This window comes from Aminobacter sp. SR38 (genome assembly GCF_014843375.1).
Classification (GTDB): Bacteria; Pseudomonadota; Alphaproteobacteria; order Rhizobiales; family Rhizobiaceae; genus Aminobacter; species Aminobacter ciceronei.
On the sequence record NZ_CP062112.1, the window covers coordinates 1650291 to 1672305 of the forward strand.

Annotated in this window: 18 protein-coding genes; 3 read left to right on the forward strand and 15 right to left on the reverse strand. The window is 65.8% G+C overall.

Features of this window, described 5'->3' with window-relative positions; translation table 11 throughout:
- Positions 1-177: 177 nt before the first annotated feature.
- From IG197_RS08100 to IG197_RS08115, 4 genes are all read right to left on the reverse strand, one after another.
- A complete protein-coding gene (locus IG197_RS08100) occupies positions 178-1209 on the reverse strand; it encodes a P1 family peptidase (RefSeq protein ID WP_192318132.1) in 1032 nt (343 codons plus the stop codon).
- A gap of 5 nt (positions 1210-1214) precedes the next feature.
- On the reverse strand, positions 1215-1802 hold the full coding sequence (locus tag IG197_RS08105; RefSeq protein WP_192318134.1) for an NUDIX domain-containing protein: 588 nt from the start codon (positions 1800-1802) through the stop codon (positions 1215-1217).
- A 143-nt stretch (positions 1803-1945) separates the two neighbouring features.
- Positions 1946-2962 carry an amino acid ABC transporter substrate-binding protein gene (locus IG197_RS08110; RefSeq protein ID WP_192318135.1) on the reverse strand — a complete coding sequence of 339 codons (1017 nt, stop codon included), beginning with the start codon at positions 2960-2962 and terminating at the stop codon, positions 1946-1948.
- Positions 2963-3081: 119 nt separating this feature from the next.
- Positions 3082-6132 carry an aminotransferase class III-fold pyridoxal phosphate-dependent enzyme gene (locus IG197_RS08115; protein WP_192318137.1) on the reverse strand — a complete coding sequence of 1017 codons (3051 nt, stop codon included), beginning with the start codon at positions 6130-6132 and terminating at the stop codon, positions 3082-3084.
- 130 nt (positions 6133-6262) lie between these two features.
- Between IG197_RS08115 and IG197_RS08120 the strand changes: the two genes are divergently transcribed.
- Positions 6263-6700: an Lrp/AsnC family transcriptional regulator gene (locus tag IG197_RS08120; RefSeq protein WP_192319646.1), complete on the forward strand. Its 438-nt coding sequence runs from the start codon at positions 6263-6265 to the stop codon at positions 6698-6700.
- A gap of 36 nt (positions 6701-6736) precedes the next feature.
- Here the strand turns inward: IG197_RS08120 and IG197_RS08125 are convergent, their stop codons facing one another.
- Together IG197_RS08125 and IG197_RS08130 are read right to left on the reverse strand one after the other, a co-directional pair.
- Positions 6737-7792, reverse strand: a complete 1056-nt coding sequence (locus tag IG197_RS08125; protein WP_192318139.1) for an alpha/beta hydrolase — start codon at positions 7790-7792, stop codon at positions 6737-6739.
- A gap of 24 nt (positions 7793-7816) precedes the next feature.
- Complete coding sequence (locus tag IG197_RS08130; protein WP_210346903.1) at positions 7817-9172, reverse strand: MFS transporter; 1356 nt, start codon at positions 9170-9172, stop codon at positions 7817-7819.
- A gap of 126 nt (positions 9173-9298) precedes the next feature.
- Here IG197_RS08130 and IG197_RS08135 point away from each other — a divergent pair, with 126 nt between their 5' ends.
- Together IG197_RS08135 and IG197_RS08140 are read left to right on the forward strand one after the other, a co-directional pair.
- On the forward strand, positions 9299-10282 hold the full coding sequence (locus IG197_RS08135) for a LysR family transcriptional regulator (protein ID WP_192318143.1): 984 nt from the start codon (positions 9299-9301) through the stop codon (positions 10280-10282).
- A gap of 48 nt (positions 10283-10330) precedes the next feature.
- The gene (locus IG197_RS08140; protein WP_185910196.1) at positions 10331-10828 is read left to right on the forward strand and encodes a peptide deformylase; all 498 of its coding nucleotides are present in this window, start codon (positions 10331-10333) and stop codon (positions 10826-10828) included.
- Positions 10829-11233: 405 nt separating this feature from the next.
- Here the strand turns inward: IG197_RS08140 and IG197_RS08145 are convergent, their stop codons facing one another.
- Genes IG197_RS08145 through IG197_RS08185 form a run of 9 tightly spaced genes read right to left on the reverse strand, consistent with a single transcriptional unit; the run spans position 11234 to position 21816 of the window.
- Positions 11234-12682: a M81 family metallopeptidase gene (locus IG197_RS08145; protein ID WP_192318145.1), complete on the reverse strand. Its 1449-nt coding sequence runs from the start codon at positions 12680-12682 to the stop codon at positions 11234-11236.
- 22 nt (positions 12683-12704) lie between these two features.
- Complete coding sequence (locus IG197_RS08150) at positions 12705-13607, reverse strand: GTP-binding protein (RefSeq protein ID WP_192318146.1); 903 nt, start codon at positions 13605-13607, stop codon at positions 12705-12707.
- On the reverse strand, positions 13604-15097 hold the full coding sequence (locus IG197_RS08155) for an amidohydrolase family protein (RefSeq protein WP_192318148.1): 1494 nt from the start codon (positions 15095-15097) through the stop codon (positions 13604-13606). The genes IG197_RS08150 and IG197_RS08155 overlap by 4 nt, the downstream gene beginning before the upstream one ends.
- Complete coding sequence (locus IG197_RS36170; RefSeq protein WP_192318150.1) at positions 15090-15911, reverse strand: ATP-binding cassette domain-containing protein; 822 nt, start codon at positions 15909-15911, stop codon at positions 15090-15092. Before IG197_RS36170 ends, IG197_RS08155 begins: the two co-directional genes overlap by 8 nt.
- Positions 15904-16734: an ABC transporter ATP-binding protein gene (locus IG197_RS36175; protein WP_192318152.1), complete on the reverse strand. Its 831-nt coding sequence runs from the start codon at positions 16732-16734 to the stop codon at positions 15904-15906. Before IG197_RS36175 ends, IG197_RS36170 begins: the two co-directional genes overlap by 8 nt.
- A gap of 2 nt (positions 16735-16736) precedes the next feature.
- Positions 16737-17633, reverse strand: coding sequence for an ABC transporter permease (locus tag IG197_RS08170; protein ID WP_192318153.1), 897 nt, complete (start codon positions 17631-17633; stop codon positions 16737-16739).
- Positions 17626-18615 carry an ABC transporter permease gene (locus tag IG197_RS08175; RefSeq protein WP_192318155.1) on the reverse strand — a complete coding sequence of 330 codons (990 nt, stop codon included), beginning with the start codon at positions 18613-18615 and terminating at the stop codon, positions 17626-17628. The genes IG197_RS08170 and IG197_RS08175 overlap by 8 nt, the downstream gene beginning before the upstream one ends.
- A gap of 13 nt (positions 18616-18628) precedes the next feature.
- Positions 18629-20233, reverse strand: a complete 1605-nt coding sequence (locus IG197_RS08180; RefSeq protein ID WP_192318157.1) for an ABC transporter substrate-binding protein — start codon at positions 20231-20233, stop codon at positions 18629-18631.
- Positions 20234-20259: 26 nt separating this feature from the next.
- Positions 20260-21816 carry a serine hydrolase gene (locus IG197_RS08185; protein WP_192318158.1) on the reverse strand — a complete coding sequence of 519 codons (1557 nt, stop codon included), beginning with the start codon at positions 21814-21816 and terminating at the stop codon, positions 20260-20262.
- Positions 21817-22015: the final 199 nt, after the last annotated feature.

Genomic DNA, 22015 nt, shown 5'->3' on the forward strand with positions numbered 1-22015 from the left:
CGTCGGACCTTGTCTGCCTTGGCCAACGCGACGGTGGTCGCAAACCAAGCGAAGTTGCTCCGAAGTCGAACTGGAGTTGCCGCGACATGACTTCCTCCTTTTAAGAACAAAGAAGGAACATGCTGAGTTTATTTTCCGAGCCCGGCAATCCTGCTTCCAGAGCCCGTCGAAGCCGATCTAGCCCTGCTCTCTCAACCAGTCTGCCAGCGACGGCCTGACATGCCCGGCGCGGCCATGCATGACCTCGGCTGCACACATCGAGTTCACCACGGCCTCCTCGGTTGCTTCGGCCGCGGCGCGGAACAGGCGATCGATGCGGTTTTCGTTGAGGGCGGAGATGGAAACGAAGTCGGCACGCTCGTCATGATCGAAGGTCTGGGCGGTCGAGAAGCCGAGCGCGATGTCGCCGCTGCCATGCCCCCAATAGGCACCGAGCCTGGCGAGACCGGCGCCGCAGCGGCGGACGACGCGCTTGAGCTGTCGGTGTTCCATCGCGATGTCAGTGGCGAGGATGACGATGACCGAGCCCTTCTCGGCCTCTCGCCTGCTGCGCGAATCGGGGCGACGACCATCGGGAAGGACGAGATCGCCGGCGCGGCCGAAATTGGTCAGCACCAGCACGCCGACATGATGCGCGCTGCCGGCCAACTCGATGCGGCGCGAGGCAGTGCCGATGCCACCCTTGAAACCGAAGCAGCTCATGCCAGTGCCGGCGCCGACATTGCCTTCGGCAACCGGCCCGGACGCGGCTGTTGCAAGCGCTGCGCGGGCATTGTCCTCGGTGACGGCGAGCGCCTGGATGTCGCTGAGATGGCCGTCATTGCACTCCATGACCACGGGATTGACCGTCGACGTCTCGCGGCCGATGTCCGGATTCTCCAGAACCGCCGCGCGGATCAGCGCGTTGGCGCAGGTGCCGACGCCGAAGGTGTTGGTGAGCAGGATCGGCGTCTCGATCGAACCGAGCTCGTCGACCTGCATCAGGCCGGTGCTCTTGCCGAAGCCGTTGATGACATCGCAGGCGGCCAACACCTTCTTGCGGTACATGTTACCGCCATGGGGCAGGACCGCGCTCACGCCGGTGTTGAGGTCGCCCGAGCGAATGGTGCGATGGCCGATGGCCACGCCTGAAACGTCGGTGATGGCGTTGAGCGGTCCGGTCGGCGACGTGCCGAAGGAGATGCCGAGCTCGCGGGCGATGGTCGACATCGGCGCTAGGCTCCGCGCAAGAGGTGAAGGGCTGCGTATTGCAGCAGCATGATGGTCTTGGCGTCGCAGATGCGGCCGTCGGCAACCATGGCGAGCGCCTCATCGATGCCGATCTCCAGCACCTCGATGTCCTCACCCTCGCCTTCGTGGCCGCCGCCTTCGGAGATGCGGTCGCCGGGCTCGTAGCGGCCGACGAAGAAGTAGATCCGCTCGGTGACGGCGCCAGGGCTCATGAAGGCCTCGAAGACGCGGCGGACGTCGCGGACGCGGAAGCCCGTTTCTTCCTCGGTCTCGGCCCGAATGCGCTCCTCCGGGCTGGCATTGTCGAGCAGGCCTGCCGGCGTCTCGATCAGCATGTCATCGTAGCCACTGACGAAAGCCGGGTAGCGGAACTGCTTGACGAGAACGACAGTGCGGCGGGCGGAATCATAGAGCAGGATGGTGGCGCCGTTGCCACGATCGTAGGTCTCGCGGCTCTGGAGCTGCCATTCGCCATCATTGCGGCGATACTCGAAGACCGTCTTCTTCAACAGATACCAGTCATCGGACAGGACTTTGACATCCTTGACGCGAACGCGATCGGCTATGCTCATCAATGCACCTATGCTGCGGCCCGACGAACGCGTCGGGAATCTCGCGAGGCAGCATAGGCGGGGCCGCGCTGACGCGCGACTTGGAAATTCTGGCGGGAAGAAAAGGGGCCGCGCTGACGCGCGACCCCGGGGGAGGAAAGCGATCAGCGGACCGGCGGGGCGTACATCAGGCCTCCGGCACTCCACAAGGCGTTGATGCCGCGGTCGATCTTGAGCTCGCTCGACTGGCCGAGATTGCGCTCGAAGATCTCGCCGAAATTGCCGACCTTGGAGATAATGTTGTAGCTCCAACGCGGATCGAGACCGAGCTGCTGGCCGCTGTCACCCTCAGCGCCGAGGAAGCGCTTGATGGCAGGATTTTCCGAGGACAGGCCGGCTTCGGCATTGTCCTTGGTGATGCCGAGCTCCTCGGCTTCGAGCAGCGCAAACAGCGTCCAGCGCACGATGTTGAACCACTTGTCGTCGCCCTGTCGAACGGCAGGCCCGAGCGGCTCCTTGGAGATGATCTCCGGCAGGACGACATAGGCAGCCGGATCGCTAAGCTTCAGCCGCTGGGCATAGAGTGCCGAGGCATCCGTCGTGTAGACGTCGCAACGGCCGGTGTCGAAGGCCTTGATGATGCCGTCGGCGGAATCGATGACCACCGGCTCGTATTTCATCTTGTGGGCGGAGAAGTAGTCGGCGACGTTCTGCTCGGTGGTCGTGCCCTGCTCGGTACAGACGGTGGCGCCATCGAGCTTGAGCGCACTGTCGACGCCAAGAGCCTTGCGGATCATGAAGCCCTGGCCGTCATAATAGGCGGTGCCGACGAAACGAATGCCGAGGCTGGAATCGCGCGACAGCGTCCAGGTGGTCTGGCGCGACAGCACGTCGACACCACCGGACTGCAGCGCGGTGAAACGCTCCTTGGTCGACAGCGGCACGTAGCTGACCTTCTCCGGATCGCCGAGCACGGCGGCGGCTACGGCGCGACAGAAGTCGATGTCGAAGCCTGACCATTTGCCGGCATCGTCGGGCGCCGAGAAACCGGCGACGCCCTGGCTGACGCCGCAGGTGAGCTTGTCACGCTGCTTGACGATGTCGAAGGTGTCGGCCGCTGCCGGAATGGTCATCGCGGCCGAGCCCAGCAATAGTGCCGTTGCAAAAATTGTCCTCATCATTTCCTCCCTCTGGTGTTCGAGGCAAAGCCTCTGCTTGCCGCCGGCGCGATGGCGCCGGAAGTCGGTGAATTCCCTGTCGTTAATTCCCTCCGCGCGAGATTTTCCGCGCGGGTCCTGAGCTATGCGCCTTCGACTGACGCCGCGGCGAACGCCTCCTCGAGCACACCGACGAGATGGTCGGCATCGGCGCGGCTGAAGATCATCGGCGGACGCATCTTGAGCACATTGTCGTGTGGGCCCTCGGTGCCGATCAAGACGCCACGGGCGCCGGCGCCGTCATTGACCTTGCGGGCGAAGGCGGTCGCCGGCGCCTTGGTCTTGCGGTCGGTGACCAGCTCGACGCCGAGGAACAGCCCCTGGCCCCTGACGTCGCCGATGACCTCATAGCGCTGCTGCATCTCCCTGAAGCGCGCGACGAGATAGGCCCCGACATCGGCGGCATTGTCGCGCAGGCGATCGCGCTCGATGACGTCGAGCACGGCGAGGCCTGCGGCACAGGACACCGGGTTGCCGCCGAAGGTGTTGAAATACTCCATGCCGTTGTTGAAGCGGTCGGCGATCTCGCGCGTGGTGACCAATGCCGACATCGGGTGGCCGTTGCCGATCGGCTTGCCCATGGTGACGATGTCGGGAGTGACGCCTTGCGTCTCGAAGGCCCACCAGTGGCTGCCGACACGGCCGAAGCCGACCTGGACCTCGTCGGCGATGCAGAAGCCGCCGGCGGCACGGACCATGGCGTAGACTTCCTTGAGATATCCCTCGGGGAGAAACACCTGGCCGGCGACGCTGGGGATGGATTCGGCGATGAAGAAGGCCGGCGCGCGACCCTTTGTGCGCATCGTCTCGATCTGCTCGGCGATGCTTTCGGCGAAACGCCTGGCATGCTCTTCGACCGGCCAATCATCCGGCGCGTGGTAGCTGTCGGGGATGGTCGCTTCAAAGACATGGGCCGGCCGGCCCTTGCCGCCCTTGCGTTTGTATTTGTAGGGACTGAGGTCGATCAGCTCCTGGGTGGTGCCATGATAGGCCCAGTCGAGCACCAGCGCGTCGTTGCTGCCGGTCGAGGTGCGCGACATGCGCAGCGCAAGTGAATTGGCCTCGCTGCCGGAACAGGCGAAGGAGGCGACCGACAGGCCCTCGGGCAAGGTCGCCGTCAGTCGCTCGGCATAGGTGACGATGGCGTCGTGCAGGTAGCGCGTGTTGGTGTTCAGTTTTGCTGCCTGGGTGGCGATCGCCTCGACGACATCGGGATGGGCGTGGCCGAGGTGGCAGACATTGTTGAAGCAATCGAGATAGGCGCGGCCGCGGTCATCGATCAGCCAGGCGCCCTCGCCGCGCACGAACTTGATCGGCTCGGAATAGGAGATCGACAGGTTGGGCAGCAGCGAGGCTTTGCGCGCGGCGACGATCTCGGTGCGGGTGCGGCCGGTCTGGTGAAAGGTCTCGGGCGGGATGCCGGCAAGCGTTGCGGCATCCGGGAACAGCTCGGCCCAGACGTCGAGATAACGCGCCTCGCCGACGCCGAGGATGTCACGAGCGGCGAGTTCGGGGTCGGTCGAGATCTGGAAATGCAGATGCGGCGCCCAGCCGCCGTTCTCGGTCGGTGCGCCCATTTCGCCGACGAGCGCGCCGGCTTCGAGCGTCTCGCCCGGCTTCAGGCGGGCCATCGCCTCATGCGCCATGTGACCCCACAGCGTGACGAAGGGCGGGCAGCCTTCAGGCGTGTGCTCCAGTGCGATCAGGCAGCCATAACCGAGCGGGTCTTCCTCGATCTCGACGCTTTTGACCGTGGCGGCGAGCGGCGTGTAGACCTTGGTGCCTGCCGGCAAGAACAGGTCGAGGCCAAGATGGTGGACCCGGCGGGCGCCTTCGACGAAGCGCGACCAGAAGATGTCGGAGGTGTAGACCGTGCGTGCCTCGCCCCAGGGGCCGATGCCGAGCTCGACACCGTGCTCGGCGCACCAGGCATCCCACCAGGCGGTGGCCTTGTCGGGCTCCTGGCCGGCCGAAGTGGTCGTCATCGGATGAGCCGGATCGCCATAGGGCACCAGCGCCTTGACCAGGGTTGCCGGGTGACGATCAAGCACCGGTGCAAAGCTCTTCCTGTTGGCCTCGATCCAGGCGGTGACGGCGCGAGCACCTGATACCGCGTCGAAGCCGCACGCGTGGCGCAGGATGGCGGTGGCGAAACGGCGGTTCATCGCGCCAAGGCGGCGCAGCAGCCGCCAGGCCGGCGCCTCCGAGATGGCGAGATAAGGATTGTCGCCGGTCTTGTCCTTGCGCTGCGCCGACAGCGTGACCGAGATGACCAGGCGCATGGCGATGAGGTCGAACAGGAGGTCGAGCTCTTCTTCGCGCAGCGGATATTCGGCATGGAAGCCGGCGGCCAGGGTCGCCGCGGCGCCGATCGGGTCCGAGACATCGAGGATCGAATAGGCGCAGGCGACCGCGACTTCGGCGATCACAGGCGAATGGAGCGCGTCGCCGAAATCGATGATGCCGGCAACCCGGTCGTGGTCGTCCTCATCGACGAGCACGTTCCAGTCATTGGCGTCATTGTGGATGACCTGGGCACGCAGGCCGGCGAGACGGGGTGCCACGGCAGCGTCGAAATGGTCGAGCAGGCGGCGCAAAAGCGCGCGGTCGGCGACATCGGGCACATGGTGCAGGCGTTGGCGCGCGGCGCCGGCCTGGCGGATGTCCCAGTCGAAGCTCCTGATCGCGCCGGGATGGATGAAGCCCTGCAGCGCGCCGTCGAGCCGGCCGAGCGCGCGGCCGAGATTTTCGAGCAGCTTCGGGGTGCGCGCCGCTTCGGCCAGCGGCAGGCCCGGCAGCCACGACACCAGCCGCAGCGCATGGCGCTCGCCTGAGGCACCGGTCGCTTCCGAGAGCGCCGCACCGTCGGCGGACGGCTTGAGGCGGGGAGCGGCGACGCCCGAGCGCGCGAGATGATCGAGCAAGGCGACCTGGAATTCGCTTTCGGAGGCCGGCTCGCTGGCATTGATGATTTTGAGAATCCACTGGGCGCCGTCGTCGGCCGAGAGCTTGAAGTTCTGGTCGCGCTCGCTGTCGAGGGATGCCACACGACCGCTGACGCCGAACCGGCTCGACGCCAGCTCGGCGGCCTCGCCAAAGGAGAATGCAGGCGCGGGGTGGGTCACGTCGGTCATGGTCTATCCGGATTTGCAGTTGACGGAGCTTGGCACGGGCCGAAAAATCGGGCATCCGGCAAAGCGTCGGTTGCACCGGCACTATGACTGCATGGACCGGCACTTTAACGGCGCAGATCGGAAGCGGGAAATGAAGGAACTCGACGCCAAGGACAGGGACATTCTGGGGATCCTGTCGAAGGAAGCGCGCATCCCGCTGAAGACGCTTGCCGGGCGCATCGGGCTCTCCCGCAGTGCGACCAGCGAACGGGTCGCGGCGCTGGAAAAGAGCGGCGTCATCCGCGGCTATCGCGCCGATATCGGCCAAATGGAGAGCAACCTGGTCTCGGCCTTCCTGATGGTCACGCTGGTGAGTACGCCGTCAATGGGAGTGCTCGACCAGTTGGCACGCTATTCGGAGGTGCGGCGGGTATCGTCGGTAACAGGTCAGCTCGACCTGATGGTCGAGGTCGAGGTGCCGTCGATCGACCGGCTGAACACGCTGCGCGACATCATCGCCACGCATCCGAGCGTGCAGGACCTGACGACGCTGATCGTGCTGCGCCGCGACATCGAGCGGCGGGAGTAACCGGCGGCACTGGATGCCGCCCGAAGGCAGGGTTGGTCAGTCGGTCTGCAAGGCGCGCCGGAGCGCCGATTTCCAGCTGGCGATGAAGCCTGCGGAGACTCGGGCGGCTGGAACCATCGTGTCGAAGCCGTGATAGGCACCTGGCACGACCGACAGTTCGACCGGCACGCCGGCCTCGACGAGGCGTGTGGCGAAAGCCATCGATTCCCGGGCGAACAGGTCGAGCGTGCCGACGCCGATCCAGGTTTCGGGAAGCCCGTGCAGGTCCTTTGCCCGCGCAGGAACGGCGCCTTCGGGCGCGGCATCCATTACCGGCTTGCGCCCGAGCACCGAGCTCCAGCCGAAGGCATTGGACTGCCAGTTCCAGATGAAGGTGCCGACATGAGCCGGCGGCTTCTGCACGGCGGTACGGTCGTCGAGCATGGGGTAGCGCAAGGCCTGGAAGCGGATGGGCAGTTCGCCACGGTCGCGGGCCCGAAGCGAAACGGCCGCAGCAAGGCCGGCGCCGGCGCTTTCGCCGAGCAAGGCGATGCGGGTCGGGTCGATGCCCAGTTCGCCGGCCGAACGGTGCATCCATTCGAGCGTCGCATAGGCATCGTCCAGGCCAGCCGGGAACGGATGCTCGGGCGCCAGGCGATAGTCGACAGAAATGATGACGGTGCCAAGCTCGGCTGCAAGCCGCTGCAACTCCTGGATGGCCACCTCTGGTTTGCCGACGACGAGGCCGCCGCCATGGATATGCAAGATCGCCGGCTTGGTTGCTGCCTGCGGCGCGGGGTCGAGGACGACGACGCGCAGGTGGGGATTGCCGGCGCCGCCTGGGATGAACCGGTCCCGCGGCTGGACCGCCGGCGCTGGCAGCGCCGCCGGGAACCGGGCGCCGCGCACCGCCTGGAGAGTGTCCATGCCAAGATCGAGCGGCGGGATGTGATCGAGGATCGGACGCAGCTCGGGATCGACGAGGTCAAGCGGATCGATGGTGGTACCCGCCGTCGGTCCGACTGTCGACGGCGCCGTTTCGGCGCGCGCGCCTGTTGCAAGCATGAGAGCGGAAAAGGACATGGCGGCGAGTTCCCTGCGGTTGAGGCGCATATTGGTCTCCTGAGGTGGCGTGAGTTACTGGCGAGCCGAAGCGACCCGGCCCGACGACGTGGAAGAGAGGAAGAAGCCGGCGATCGCACCGGCAAGCAGGATGACCGCGGCCGCGGTGAAGGTCGTCGCGTGAGCCGCGGCTCCCGCCGGCACCGTGTCGGTGACTGATATCAGCAGGGCGAGGATCGAGGCGCCGCCCATCTGGAGCGAAGTGTTGGTGAGCCCGGAGACCATGCCGGCCTCGCCCTTGCGGACCGAAGCGGTTGCCGCCTCGGTCAGGCTGACAAAGGAGAATGACGAGCCGAAGCCGCCGATGGCAAAGGCTGCGATGGTGAGCAGCAGATAGGGCTCCCCGGCAGCAACCGGCAGGAACGACAGGGCGAAGGACGACAGGCTCATCAGGGCAAAACCCAGGGCGGCAATGCCGCGCGGCGCCATGTAGCCCATGGCAAGAGGTGCGAGGCGGGCACCGACGATCGAAGCCAGTGCGAAGGGCAGAAACAGAAGCCCGGTTTCGAGCGCCTCGAACCCGCGCATCTGCTGGAAGTAGAGCGAGCCGAAGAACAGCGAGGTCAGCGGACCAGCGGAGTGGATGAAGATCAGAGCGTTGGCGACAGCGACCGGACGGTTGCGCAGGACATTGAGGTCGAGCAGAGGGGCTGCGCTGCGTCGTTCGATGAGGACAAAGAAGGCAAGCAGAATGGCGGCTGTGATCCACAGGACAAGGGTGATTGGCGTCGGGTGTGATGTCTGCGCGATGGCAAGCGTGAGCGCGCCGAAGCCAAGGGTTGCCGTGATGGCTCCGGCCCAGTCCATGGGGGCGGCAGGCGCCTGGTCGTCTCTGGTCCCGCCGCCGGCGCGGCGGGTCGCCCAGGCCATGACGAGGCCGAGCGGGACATTGATCAGCAATGCCGACGACCAGCCGAACGTGCTGGTGAGCAAGCCGCCAAGCAGCGTACCCGAGGCGACGCCGACGGTGGCCGAAGAGGCAAACAGGCCGAGCGCACGCAGCCGCGCCGGACCGGAGGGATAAAACAGCGTGAGCAAGGCGAGCGAGTTGGCGGCAAGCAAGGCGGCACCGGCACCTTGCAGGGCACGAGCGGCGATCAACATCGACATCGAGACGCTGTACGCGCCGATCAACGAAGACAGCGCGAAGACAACCGCGCCGGCGGCGAACATGCCGCGGTGGCCGAGACGGTCGCCTGCCCTGCCGGCCAGCAGCAGCAAGCCGCCGAAGGCCAGGGCATAGGCGTTGAAGACCCATTGCAGGTCGCGCTCGGTGGCGTCGAACGCTTGCGCCAGCGCGGGGCCGGCAACCATGAGGACTACGGCATCGATGACCACCAGGAACTGGGCGCCGCAGATGATGAGGAGCATCAGCGACGCGGGTTGTGCCGGCGTGCCGGCTTCGGGTGAGGAGGAATGGGGAAACATCGGGTTCATGGAGACAAGATAGATTATCCCTGTATGACCGATAATTCGCCAAGTTTGGAATAACTATCCATGATGAGAAACAATGAAGCGGGTACACCCAGGGAAGCGGGTGCTCCCAGGGATGAGCGGCTGCCACCGGTCGAGGCCGTGGTGATCTTCACCCGCGTGGCCGAGACCGGCAGCTTCACTGCCGCGGCACGCTCGATGGGACTTCCGCTGGCAACCGTCAGCAAGCGCGTGGCCGAGCTCGAGGAACATCTCGGTATCAGGCTGATTGCGCGGACAACACGGCGATCCTCGCTGACCGAGCCGGGCAAGCGGTTCCTGACCCATGGCCGGCTGATCGTCGATGCCTTGCAACGCGCTGCCGACGAAGCAGCGCAGGCGGTCGCGGAACCGTCGGGGCGGCTGCGGCTGACGATGTCGACGGTGCTGGTCGAGGCCGGGCTGGGACGGCTGATCGCTCGCTTCGTCGCCGCCAACCCGAAGCTGCGCTGCGAGATCGACGTCTCCGACCGTTATGTCGACCTGGTCGCGGAGGGCTACGATCTCGCCATCCGTGTCGGCAGGCTCAAGGACTCGACGCTGATCGCCAGGAAGATCGGCAGCACCGAAGCCTCGATGTTTGCCGCGCCGTCATTGGTCGCCGAGCGAGGCCTGCCGTCAGACCCCAAGGCGCTTGACGCCTATCCGCTGATCGGCGAGCAGATTTCGCCGTCGGACACGCAGCAATGGCTGCTGCATCATGCGACGCAGAAACCGGCGAAGATTGAGTTCAAGCCGCGCATGTCGGCCAACAATGTACGTGCCATCGCCGAGGCAATCGAGGCGGGACTTGGAATCGGGCGGCTGCCGACATTCGTCGGACGGAGGATGGCCGAGCATGGCCTGGCAGTGCCGGTGCTGCCGGAATGGGCCGGGCCCGGGCTCGACATTTCGCTGGTCTATGCCGCGCATCGCGGCATGTTGCCGGGCGTGCGGCTGTTGATCGACCAGTTGAGCCGCGAGGCAGGCTCGCTGCTCCCAGGCCACGCGGCGCTGGCCGCGCGGTGACTTTCGCGCTATGCGGCTGCCGAGCGCTGCCCGAGGCGGAGACCTGACGTGACGACCCGGCCAATCGTGAAATTTCCCGACCCGCGCCTCAAGCTCGTCGCCGCGCCGGTGACGGCCTTTGACGACGAATTGCGCGCGCTGGCGTTTGACCTGCTCGACACGATGCGCGCGGCACCCGGCATCGGCATCACCGCCCCGCATATCGGCATCGCCAGGCGGGTGGTGGTGCTTGAGCTTGAAGGCCCTGGCAGTGCCAGGACCTACGTCAACCCGCAGATACTCTCGGCCTCGGAGGAGACGATGCTCCACACCGAAGGCAGCGTCTCGATGCCTGGTGTGACCGATGAGATCAGGCGGCATGCACGCGTGCGCATCGGCTATCAGGATCTCCAGGGCATCCAGCGCACCGAGGAAGCTGAGGGCCTGCTCGCCGTCTGCCATCAGCACGAGATCGACCAACTGGACGGCATGTTCTGGATCCAGCGGCTGTCGAAGCTGAAGCGGGACCGGCTGATCAAGCGCTACGAGAAGCTGCAGCGGGCGTAGGAGCGTCCGACCTGTGCAGCAATCAAGGCTCAACCGGCCATCCGGCGGGCCAGTTCTTTTTCGAGATTGTACAGGCGGCTTGTTCTGAGTTTCCGAAGGGACGAACTGAGATGATGGAACGTCTGAAGTTGCAAACGCACGCGAACGATCTCCTTGCGGAGCCCTTCATCGTCATAGCTGTCAGGCTTGTTGCCTCGGTCCTTTGTCCTCGTTCCCAAAGTCTCACCTAAGCAAATGCGAACTCCATGCTAGGCCGGATTCTAATGGCCTCAACAGCTACTTTCTACCCAGTTTGTTTCCGAATGGGGTTTGCGATCCAGGAATAGTCGAGCCGACAACCACGCCAACATCGAAGATGATGCAGAAATGCAGGGCGCGGCCGCCCAAGGTCCCGGCTGTCGCCGCCTAAGCGGTCACCGGCCATTTCGGCAGCTTGATCCTGGTGTAGGGCAAGCTGGCGAGATTGGAGGTGACGGTGCCTTCCGAGGCAGCGTAGATCACGGCGCTGGCAACCTTCTCGTAGGACGCGCGGAAATGCTGCGTCAACTTGACCACCACGATCCGCTTGTCGGCGAGGTCGCAGCCGATATTGCTGAACAGGTCGGTGTCGATCGCCTGCGACCGCTCGGAGGCCAGGAGCACCTCGACGCCGCCGCAGTCGATCAGGGCGCAATCGCCCATCGGCGACGGCACGCCGCCAAGCCCGGTCATGACGAGGCCGCGCCTGAGTGCGACGACGCGGCAGGTGACATCCACCGGATCGCCGGAGCGCGGGCCGACCTTGCCGCCGACGCGCAGCGGCAGCACCGCTCCCTCACCCGCCTCGAACACCAGACGAACGGCGATCGGATCCCACAACGGGCCGATCACGGCATCAGAGACGCCGCGCGCGATCATGCGGGCGAGGAAGAAAGTCGAGTCGCTGGCGGCACCGCCGCCGGCATTGTCGGCGGTGTCGGCAATGACGACCGTGCCGGATGGTGCCACAAGGGCCTGATCGAGCGCCTCGTCGATCGAGGGCATCGGCGGCACGATCTCGGCGCGCATGGCATAGAGGTCGTTGGCCAGCCGCTGCGCCAGCGACTGCGCCAGGTCCTGGTTGTCGTCTGTGTAGACAACGACGCGCGTTCCCATCTCGGGCACGTCGGCCCAGGGGAAACCTTGCGCGATCGACACCGACAGCACCTTGTCCTTCTGCTCCATGGCGCGGATGCCGCTGATGATCGAGAGCCCGGGTTCGGTGGTGGTCCGGATGAAGGTGACCATGCCGGTGTCGACGAGGGCCGCCGTCGGCTTGATCTGGCCGGTGGCGATGCGATGGCAGAGGTCGACAAGCTGGACGCCGCATTCATAGACGTCGGTGTGGGGGTATTCCTTGTAGGTCAGCAGGATGTCGACATTGTCGATCATCTCTGAAGTCATGTGGCAGTGCGGGTCGAGCTCGCAACCAACGACCGTGTCGGGGCCGACGATTGCGCGGATGCGGGCGAGGATATCGCCTTCGCAATCGTCGTAGCCATCGGCGACCATGGCGCCGTGCAGCGACATCAAGACCATGTCGACCGGCAGGACGGCGCGCAGATCGTCAAGCAGCTGGTCGCGCAGCGTTTCATAAGCGTGCCGGGTCGTGGTGCCGCCGGGTTCGGCCGAGGCGCTCAGCCCTTCGAACAGGGTCCAGCCCTCGCTGCGGCCGCGTTCGCGCGCCGCCCAGAGCTGGCCGCCATACAGCGTCATGTGGTCCGGATGCTGGCCGGCGGGATAGTAATCGCCGCCATTCACGAAGGCGCCGAGGCCGGTGGGGATGGGCGAGAAGGTGTTGGTCTCGGTCGCAAGGACGGCACTGAACACACGCATGATGGATAACTCCGCTTGCGAATTAAGAGGCAAAAATTTCGGCGAGGCCGGCATGCGCCGTCTCGGCGTCGAGGACGCTGGCCTCGGCGATCAGGACGAGGCGGCAATCGGGCTCGAATTTCGGGAACGGGCGCAAGGTGGCGCGGCGACCGACGAGTTGCAGCAGGAAGCTCTGCCCCGGCCGCTCGACGAAACTGACGATGCCCTTGGCGCGGATGAGCCTGGGCGCAAGCCGGTCGATGGCAGCCTGGAAGCGGTCGAGCGCGACCGGCCCTGATGACTGCCATTCGATCGAGGTGAAGCGCGATGCACCGACCTTGGCCTGGCCCGGCGCTGGCTGCGGCCGGTCGGTGACGAGCAGCGCCTCGATCGGCAAGGCATCGCCATCGGTTTCGAAGACCAGCGTCTTGTTGAGCCAGACGAGTTCCGCCCGCAGTGCCTCATCGGAGTTTTCCCTCGTCTTGGACAGGGCGATGAAATCGGCCGCCTCGACCTGGGCGCGCCAGAGCTCGTCGCGCAGGCGGGCCGGATTGGCGGCGACCTCGTCGGCGTCGACCACGGCAACGACAGCATCGAGCCGGATATCGTGCCACAGGATCGGGTCCATCAGCGTTTCGGTGATGCCCCTGGGGTCAGCGACGCCACTGGCTTCGATGACGATGTGGTCCGGCTGGACGGGCTGAGACAGCACCAGCTTGAGGGTACGCAGAAGTTCGCCTTGCAACGAGCAGCAGATGCAGCCGTTCTTCAGCCCGACGACGGTGTCGGCGGCATCCGCGATCAGCTCGGCGTCGATGTTGATGGCGCCGAAGTCGTTGACGATGGCGCTGATGCGACGGCCGTCGGCACGCTGCAGCAACTGGTTGATGAAGGTCGTCTTGCCGGCACCGAGAAAGCCGGTGACGACGAGGACTGGAACGCTCACCGGTCACCCCGCCTGATCGGGCGCCCGGGTGCCGCCGCCTGGTCGAGGACCCCGTCCGAGATCACCGCCTGGCCGTTGACCAGCACGTGGCGCATGCCCTGAGCGGGCAGGTTCATCTCGGCGAAGGTGGCGCGGTCGGTGACGGTGGCGAGATCGAAGACGACGATGTCGGCATCGCAGCCCGGCTGCAGCCGTCCCTTGCGCTTGAACAGCGGCGCGCAGCTCTCGACGATTTGCGCCGGAATGAGCGTGCATTTGGCAATCGCCTGGGCAAGCGGGATGGCGTCGCGCTCACGTACCCACTGGCTGATGAAGCGGGTGAAGGTGCCCGAGGATCTGGGGTGCGCCGTCTTGTCGGCTCCGAGCGGCCACTCGGAGCCTTCGTAAGGAGTGCCGTCGGGCTGGCTCCACGGCATGGCGTCGGAGGCGATGGCGCCGCCGGGATAGGTGACGGAGACGTCGAGCAGCACGCGGTGGCGCGGATTGTCCTCGGTGTCGAGGAAGTGCCAGAGCACCAGCGCCGAGGGATCGGCCTGCCTGACCTGCTTGAGGTCATCGATGCCGTCGAGGCGGCGATGGGTGGCGACAAGCTCGATTGCGTCGTAACCGGTGCCGGTGCGAGCGGAAAAGGCCGGATCGACGAAGAAGCCGGCGCTGACGACGGTCGAGCCCGTGCCGTAGGGATAGGCTTCGGTGGTGATCCTGAGCCCTTGCGCCTGCGCTTTGGCAATGATCGCCGCGGCACGCTCGACGTCCTGAAGGCTGGTCGAGTTGAGGTGGCAGATGTGCATATGCGCACCGGTTGCCCCGGCCAGTCCGATCAAGGTGACGTAGGCCTCGATCGAGCTCTTGGGGTCGATGTTCGACATCTGGGCGATGTGAGTGTAGGTCGGCGTGTCGGTTTCGGCGGCAAGATCGCAGATCAGGCTCATTTCCTTGGCGCCTGCGCCGGGCGCATAACCGGCGGGAATGCCGATGCCGAGGCCGCCCTCGTCGATGCCCTGGCGGGTACGTGCCACGATCTCGTCTGCCTGCGCTTCGGTCGCAGCGTCCGTCGACCAGCGCGGATCGTCGAAGCCGCGTCCCATCACCGTGATCGGCGCTTCGCCCGGCTTGAGCTCCAGTCCGATCATCACCGCCTTGCGGGCAAAGATCCAGGCTGACGCCGTGCCGTAGTTGAGCAGGCGCGCGGTCCTTGACTGCGCCTCGTACCAGCCGGCGACCGGCAAGGCGCCGACTTCCAGCTCGAGCGCGGTGGTGACGCCATCGAAGGCCTGCATGCGGTCGGCGGGCACGGACTGGCCATGCGCATGGAGATCGATGAAGCCGGGGGCAACGATCAGGCCGCTTGCGTCGATCACCTCGAGCGCCGGACCGAGATCGGCACCAATTGCGGCGATGCGGCCGCCTGCAATGGCGACGTCCGAAATCTCGTCGCGGCCGGTCTCGGGGTCGATGACGCGCCCGCTCTTGATCACGATGTCATGCATGGACAGCCCTTTCGGCGGCGCGGCGCTTCTTGCCCGGAACGGCATCGATCAGCCGGCGGGTGTAATCGGTTCCAGGCGTGCGGAAGATTTCCGACGTCGCGCCGACCTCTTCGAGCACGCCGTGGTTCAATACGCCGACACGCTGGCACAGATGATCGACGACCGACAGGTCATGCGAGATGAACAGCATCGCCAGCCCCTGTTCGCTGCATATCTTGCGCAACAGCTGCAGCACCTGCGCCTGGCTGGAGACGTCGAGTGCCGACACCGGCTCGTCGGCGATCAGCAGCTTCGGCCCCGATGCCAGGGCACGGGCGATGGCAATGCGCTGGCGCTGGCCGCCGGAGAACTGGTGCGGGAAACGATCGATCCAGTCCGGGTTGAGACCGACCTGCTGCATCAGTTCGGCCGCGCGCGTCGTCAGGGCCGCGCCCTTGAGGTCGGTGTAGGATTTGAGCGGTTCGGCCAGGATGTCGCGCACGCGCCAGCGCGGATCGAGTGAGGCATAGGGGCTCTGGAACACCATCTGCACGTCGCGGCGCTTGTCGCGCAGGGCCTTGCCGCGCAAAGCCAGCCAGTCGACGCCGTCGAAGCTCACCGAGCCGGTGCTCGGGTCGGTCAGCCGCGCGATGATGCGGCCGATCGTCGACTTGCCCGAGCCGCTTTCGCCGACGAGCCCGAAGGCTTCGCCGCGCCGGATGGTGAAGCTGACGTCGTTGACGGCGGTGAGCTGGCGCGGCTTCTCGAATAGCCGGCCGGACAGGGTGAAATGGCGGACAAGGCCGCTGACTTCGAGCAGAACGTCATCAGCCATGGGCGGCCCCCGCCTGCATGTGGCCGGCGCCGAAGCTTGGCCGCGCATTGAGCAATTGCATGGTGTAGGCATGTTTCGGATGGCTCAGCACGTCGTCGACATGACCGGCCTCGACAACGACACCGTCCTTCATCACCACGACGTCCTCGCAGATATCGCCGACGACGTCGAGGTCATGGCTGACCAGGATCATCGCCATGCCCTGCTCGCGGCTCAGCTCCTGCATCAGCCCGAGAATCTGCGCCTGTACGGTCACGTCGAGCGCGGTTGTCGGCTCGTCGGCGATCAGCAGAGCAGGCTTCAGCGCGATCGCCGCGGCGATGACGACGCGCTGGCGCATGCCGCCCGACAATTGATGCGGATAGGCGTCGATGCGGCGGCTTGCCTCCTGGATGCCGACACGTTCAAGCAGTTCCAGGCTGGCCGCGCGGATCGCCTTGCGCGACATGTCGGGGCGATGGAAACGGAACACCTCGCCGATCTGGTCGCCGACCGGCATGACCGGGTTCAACGTCGCCATCGCATCCTGGAAGACCATCGCGATACGGTTGCCACGCAACTGGCGCCAGTCGCGCCGGGACATGGCAAGCATGTCGCGGCCTTCAAAGGTGACCGCCCCGCCCAGAATGGCATGCGACGCGTCTGTCAGGCCCATCAGCGCATAGCCGATCGAGGATTTCCCCGACCCGCTTTCGCCGACGACGCCGAGCACCGAGCCGGGCGCGACCTCGAAACTGACGCCGCCCACGGCACGGACCGGACCGCTGCGGCTGGGATAGTCGACGGTCAGGTCGCGGACGGAGAGCAAGGGCGAGGCCGTCATGGTCACATCCGCTCCAGCCGGGGATCGAAATAGTCGCGCAGGAAATCACCGAACAGGTTGATGCCGACCGAGGAGATCAGCACGGCGATGCCGGGCGCAATGACGATCCATGGCTGCTCGTAGAGGAAGTCGCGTCCCTCCGAGATCATGACGCCCCAGGATGCCGTGGGCGGCTGGACACCGAGGCCGAGGAAGGACAACGCTGCCTCCGAGATGATGACCAGCGCGATGTCGAGGGTGGCAACGACAAGCACCGCCGGCAGCACATTGGGCAGGACGTGGGTGAAGATGATGCGCAGTTGCGACACGCCCATGGTGATCGCCGCATCGACATAATCGAGCGTGCGGATGCGCATGGTTTCGCTGCGCACGATGCGGGCGAAATTGATCCACAGCGCAAAGGCCAGGGCCATGACCAGCGTGGCGAAACCGGCGCCCAGAACGGCCATGAAGATCAGCGCCAAGAGCAGGAACGGAAAGGCGAGCTGGAAGTCGACGATGCGCATGATGATGGTGTCGACGATGCCGCCGAAATAGCCGGCAAGCGCCCCGAGCGTCGAGCCGAAGAGGAGCGCTATCGACACCACGATCAGCGCCACCTGGATCGACACCTGCGCGCCCATGACGGTGCGGCTGAGGATATCGCGGCCCATATTGTCGCCGCCGAGCAGGTTGGTGGTCGAGCCGCCCTCCTGCCAGACAACAGGGGCGTAGCGCCATTCGATGACCTGCTGGGCATGATCGTGCGGGGCGATGGATTTCGCAAACAGCGCACAGAGCACGACGATGGCGATCAGGAACAGGCCGGTGAGGCCCTTGGCGCTGCGGCCGAGGCTGCCGAGGAAGCGGCGCTCAGTGGCAGGCCGCGCTGCAGCGGGGACGATCACGGCCTCAGTCATTGCGCACCCTCGGGTCGATGAAGCGGTACAGGATGTCGACGATCAGGTTGAGCGAGATGAACAGCGCCGCCGACACCAGCACAACGGCCTGGATGATCGGATAGTCGCGGACATGGATGGAATCGACGGCGAGGCGGCCGATGCCCGGCCAGGCGAACACCGTCTCGATGACCACCGTGCCCGACAAAAGCGCGCCCATCTGCAGGCCGGCCAGGGTGACGATGGGCAGAAGCGCGTTGCGCAGCGCATGGCGCAGGATGATGGTGAGGCGCGGTGCGCCCTTGGCAGTGGCGAAGGTGATGTAGTCCTGCTGCAGGACTTCCAGCATCGCCGAGCGGATCAGCCGCGCATTGACCGCCACCAGCACGAAGGCCAGCGAGATCGACGGCAGGATGAAGTAGCGGAAAGCATTCCAGAAGATGCCGATGTCGCGTTCGGCGACGGCGCGGCCGATGCTGGCAAGGGCCGAGCCGCGATAGCCCGAGGCGGGCAGCCAGCGCAGCTCGATCGAGAACCACAGGATCATCAGCACGGCGAGCAGGAAGCCCGGCATCGACACGCCGAGAACGGCGATGAAGGTGCCGGCATAATCCAGCCAGCTGTCGCGTTTGAGTGCGGTGACGATGCCGAGCGGGATGGCGATGACGAAGGCCAGGAGCAGCGTCCAGAAAGCGAGTTCGCTCGTTGCAGGCAGGCGGTCGGCGATCAGGCTGGTGACCGGGACGCCCTGGCGGATCGAGGTGCCGAGATCGCCCTGCACGGCATTGCCGAGATAGGCGACGAACTGCTCGGGCACGGAGCGCGTCAGCCCCATTTTCTCGCGCAGCGTGTCCATGTCCTGGACGCTCATGCCGGGATTGCCGGCGGCAATCACGTCGACCGGATCACCCGGCACGAGCTTGACCAGCGAGGCCACCACAAGGATGACCCCGAGCAGGATGACGGCCGCATAGAGCAGCCTCGATACGACCAGCCTCAGCATCCGTCGGCGCGAGTCACGAGGCCATGCCGAGCAGGTCGACGCGCAGCTCTCCGCCGGGATTCATCCGGGCATCGACGACGTCCTTGGCGACGACGGCGAAGTTGAGCGGCTCGAACAGCGGCTTCCAGTAGGCCTCGGTGACGACCTTTGCCTGGATCTTGTCGAGGATGACTTGCCTGGCAGCAGGATCGGAGGTCACGCGCTGCTCGGCGATCATGCCGTCGAGTTCGGCATTCTCGTGGAAGGCCCGGTTGAGCGCGCCCTTGGTGTGCAGCACCGGGTAGACGATGTCGGCGTCGGTGTAGGAGTAGGTCGAGATGACCATGTCCTGCCCGCCTTGTGCTGTGATGGCCGCCCACTGGGCGATCGGCAGCGTTTCGATCGTGATTTCGACGCCGATCTCGCGCAGCTGCGCCTGGACCACCTCGGCCGTACGGCGGATGACCGGCGTGTCGTTGGCGACGAGCTTGACCTTCAGACCCTTGTCGAAACCGGCCTCGGCCAGCAGCGCCTTGGCCTTTTCGGGATCATAGCCATAGGACAATTCGGCGGTCTTGGGCGAATAGCCCGCGATGGAGCTTGCAATGGGAGAGGTCGCCGGCACGGCGAAGCCGTCGAGCGCAAAGGCGATCAGCCGCTTCTGGTCGATGGCATGGGCAAAGGCCTGGCGCACCTTCGGATTGTCGAAGGGCGGACGCTTCTGGTTGAACACCAGCGCCCGCATCATCTGGGCCGGACGCTCGATCATGATGGCGTCGGCATTGCCGCGCAGGCGCCGCACGCTGTCGAGCGGCACCGAGGCGCCACCATACATGGCGTTGATCTCACCGGTTTCGAAGGCCGCGATGCGGGTCGAATCCTCGGGATAGTGGAACAGTTCGACGGCATCGACGCGGGCGAGCGCGGCGACCGGTGCGTAGTCGTCGTTGCGCTCGAGCCGCATGCCGCGGTCGGTCGACCATGACACGAACCTGAACGGACCTGCGCCGACCGGCTTGCGGCCGAACTGGTCGCCCGCCGCTTCGACGGCGGCACGCGAGACGGGTGCCGAATAGCCAAGCGTCAGGCCGACCCAGACGGCGACGAAGGGCTCCTTGAAGTGATAGGCGACGGTCAGCGGGTCGACTGCTTCGGCGCGCTCCAGCGGGCCGAGGAAAAACGCGCTGGGCGACGCGGCCTCAGGCGCCAGATGGCGCGCCACGGTCCAGGCAACGGCTTCGGCGTCGCAGGGCGTGCCGTCGTGGAACTTGACGCCGGGCTTGAGCTTGAAGGTCAGCGTCTTGTTGTCATTGCTGAAGGCCCAGCTCTCGGCGAGGCCCGGCAGGACCTCGCCGTCGAAGCCGGCGCGCGCCAACGGCTCATAGATCATGTCCATCGTCGTCGACGACACCGACAGCGTGGTCTTGTGCGGATCGAGCGTGTCGGGCTCTTCCGAGCGCCCGACGCGCAACGTGCCGCCGGTCTGCTCGGCCAAGGCCTTGCCGGGCAAACCAAGCATGGCTGTGGCCGTGAGCGCTGCGGCGCCACCGAGGAAGGCGCGGCGCGTCAGCGTCGCCTGCTTGAGATAGGAACGCGCCAGGGCGTCGAACTGTTCAGGGGTGAGAGTGCGTAGGGACATGGTGGACCTCGCCGTAAAGTGGTTGATCAGGCTCGCTTGAAGGCCAGTTTCTTGATGCGGTCGGAGTTCATTTCGAAGCCGTCTGAAGTCACCGCCAGCGTCGCGTTCCACGGCAGGCCGGGGCGCATATCGGTACCGGGCTGCAACAGGAACCACAGGTCGGCATCGGCTGCGACGATGGGGGCTGCCATGGCGCCGAGCCCGGAACGCAGGCGGAACTCGCCCTTCGAGGCGTCGCCCGTAATCTCGACCTCGAGGTCCTGCGCCTTGTTGACATAGCGCCCGGCCAGGGGGCGCGCAGCTGCAGCACCCGCCTGAAGCGGCGCATAGAGGCGCGGCGTGCCGCAGAAGACACCGTCGACCTTGCCGTCGGCGCGCGGGCTCAGCACCAGGTCGGTGATGGCGCGCTCAGGCTTGGCGCCGCCCTGATGACCAAAGTCGAAGCCGCCGACGCCGCCGGCGTTGAGGAAGGTCGCGACGCCGTCCTTGGCGACGATTTCGAAAACGTCGGGGCCACCCTCCTGCCGGTAGCGGCCAGGCGCGAGTGCGATCGGCGCCGGGGCCTTGTCGCCGAAATAGATGTCGGCGATGCGCCGGCCGAGCGCGAAGGAGGCGACCTGGTCGTTGTTGGCGATGATGACGACGCCGAAGCCATCATCGACGAAGCGGGTCGATTCCGACTTGCCGCCGGCAACCGTGCCGCCATGGCCGACGGCGCGGCGGCCGCGATAGACGTCGGTGACGAGGCCGAGGCCGTAGAAGCCGGTGGCGCCGTTGTCGAAGACGCAGGGTGTTGCCATGCGCTCGTACATGTCAGGCGTGCCGACCTTGGGATCGAACATGTTCTGCTGCCAGAGGATCATGTCGTCGAGCGTCGAGATCATGCCGCCCTCGCCGCCGAGATCGAGGCCCCAGTTGAGATTGGCCCAGCCTTCCTCGCGCCTGGTGTAGTGCGCGGCGAGCCGGTTCATCGCCGCGCCGTCGCGGATCAAAAGCGAGGTGTCGTCCATGCCGAGCGGGCCGGTGATGCGCTTGCGCAGCACCTCGTTGAAGGTCGCGGCCTCGATCTGCTCGATGATTTCCGACAGCATGAAGAAGCCGGCATTGCAGTAGGTCATGGCGCTGCCGGGCTTGAAGTTCAGCGCGTCCTGGCGAGCGATGACGTCACGACCGGTCTGGCGGTCGGAGGGCGTGAAAATGGACAGGCCGGCGAAGATCATCGCTTCGAGATGGTCGCGGAAACCCGAAGTGTTCGACGCGAGCTGCGCGAGCGTCACCGGCTGCTCGAGCCGCGGCACGTAAGGCAGGTGCTTCTGCACCTCGTCGGACAGGCTGAGCTTGCCTTCGGCCTCCAGCATCAGGATCAGCAGGACGGTGAACTGCTTGGTCTGCGAGCCGATCCGGATGATCGTCTTGCGCCCCATCGGCACGGCATTGTTGATATTGGCGAGGCCGTAGGCGTTGGCAAAGATCTCGCGTCCGTTTTCGGTGACCGCGACGACGGCGCCCGGGCTGCCGGGGCCGGTGAAATCCTGAAACAGCGCATCGATGCGCGCGGCGAAATCGGCCGGTGCCTTGGTCATGCCGGTCACTCCCTTACAGTTTTTGGATTGCCGGCGGCGCTGGGCGCTGCGCCAGATGTGCGTGGAAAGACGTTGCCGCAGCGCATCTCGACTGGCGTCGATGCCGTGCCGTCCTGATGCCTGTCGCAACGCATGGTCCTGCCCTCCCGCAGTGGCCGTGGCAGTCCGCCTGGGCGTGCTGCAGCGCAGGAGCTACCCT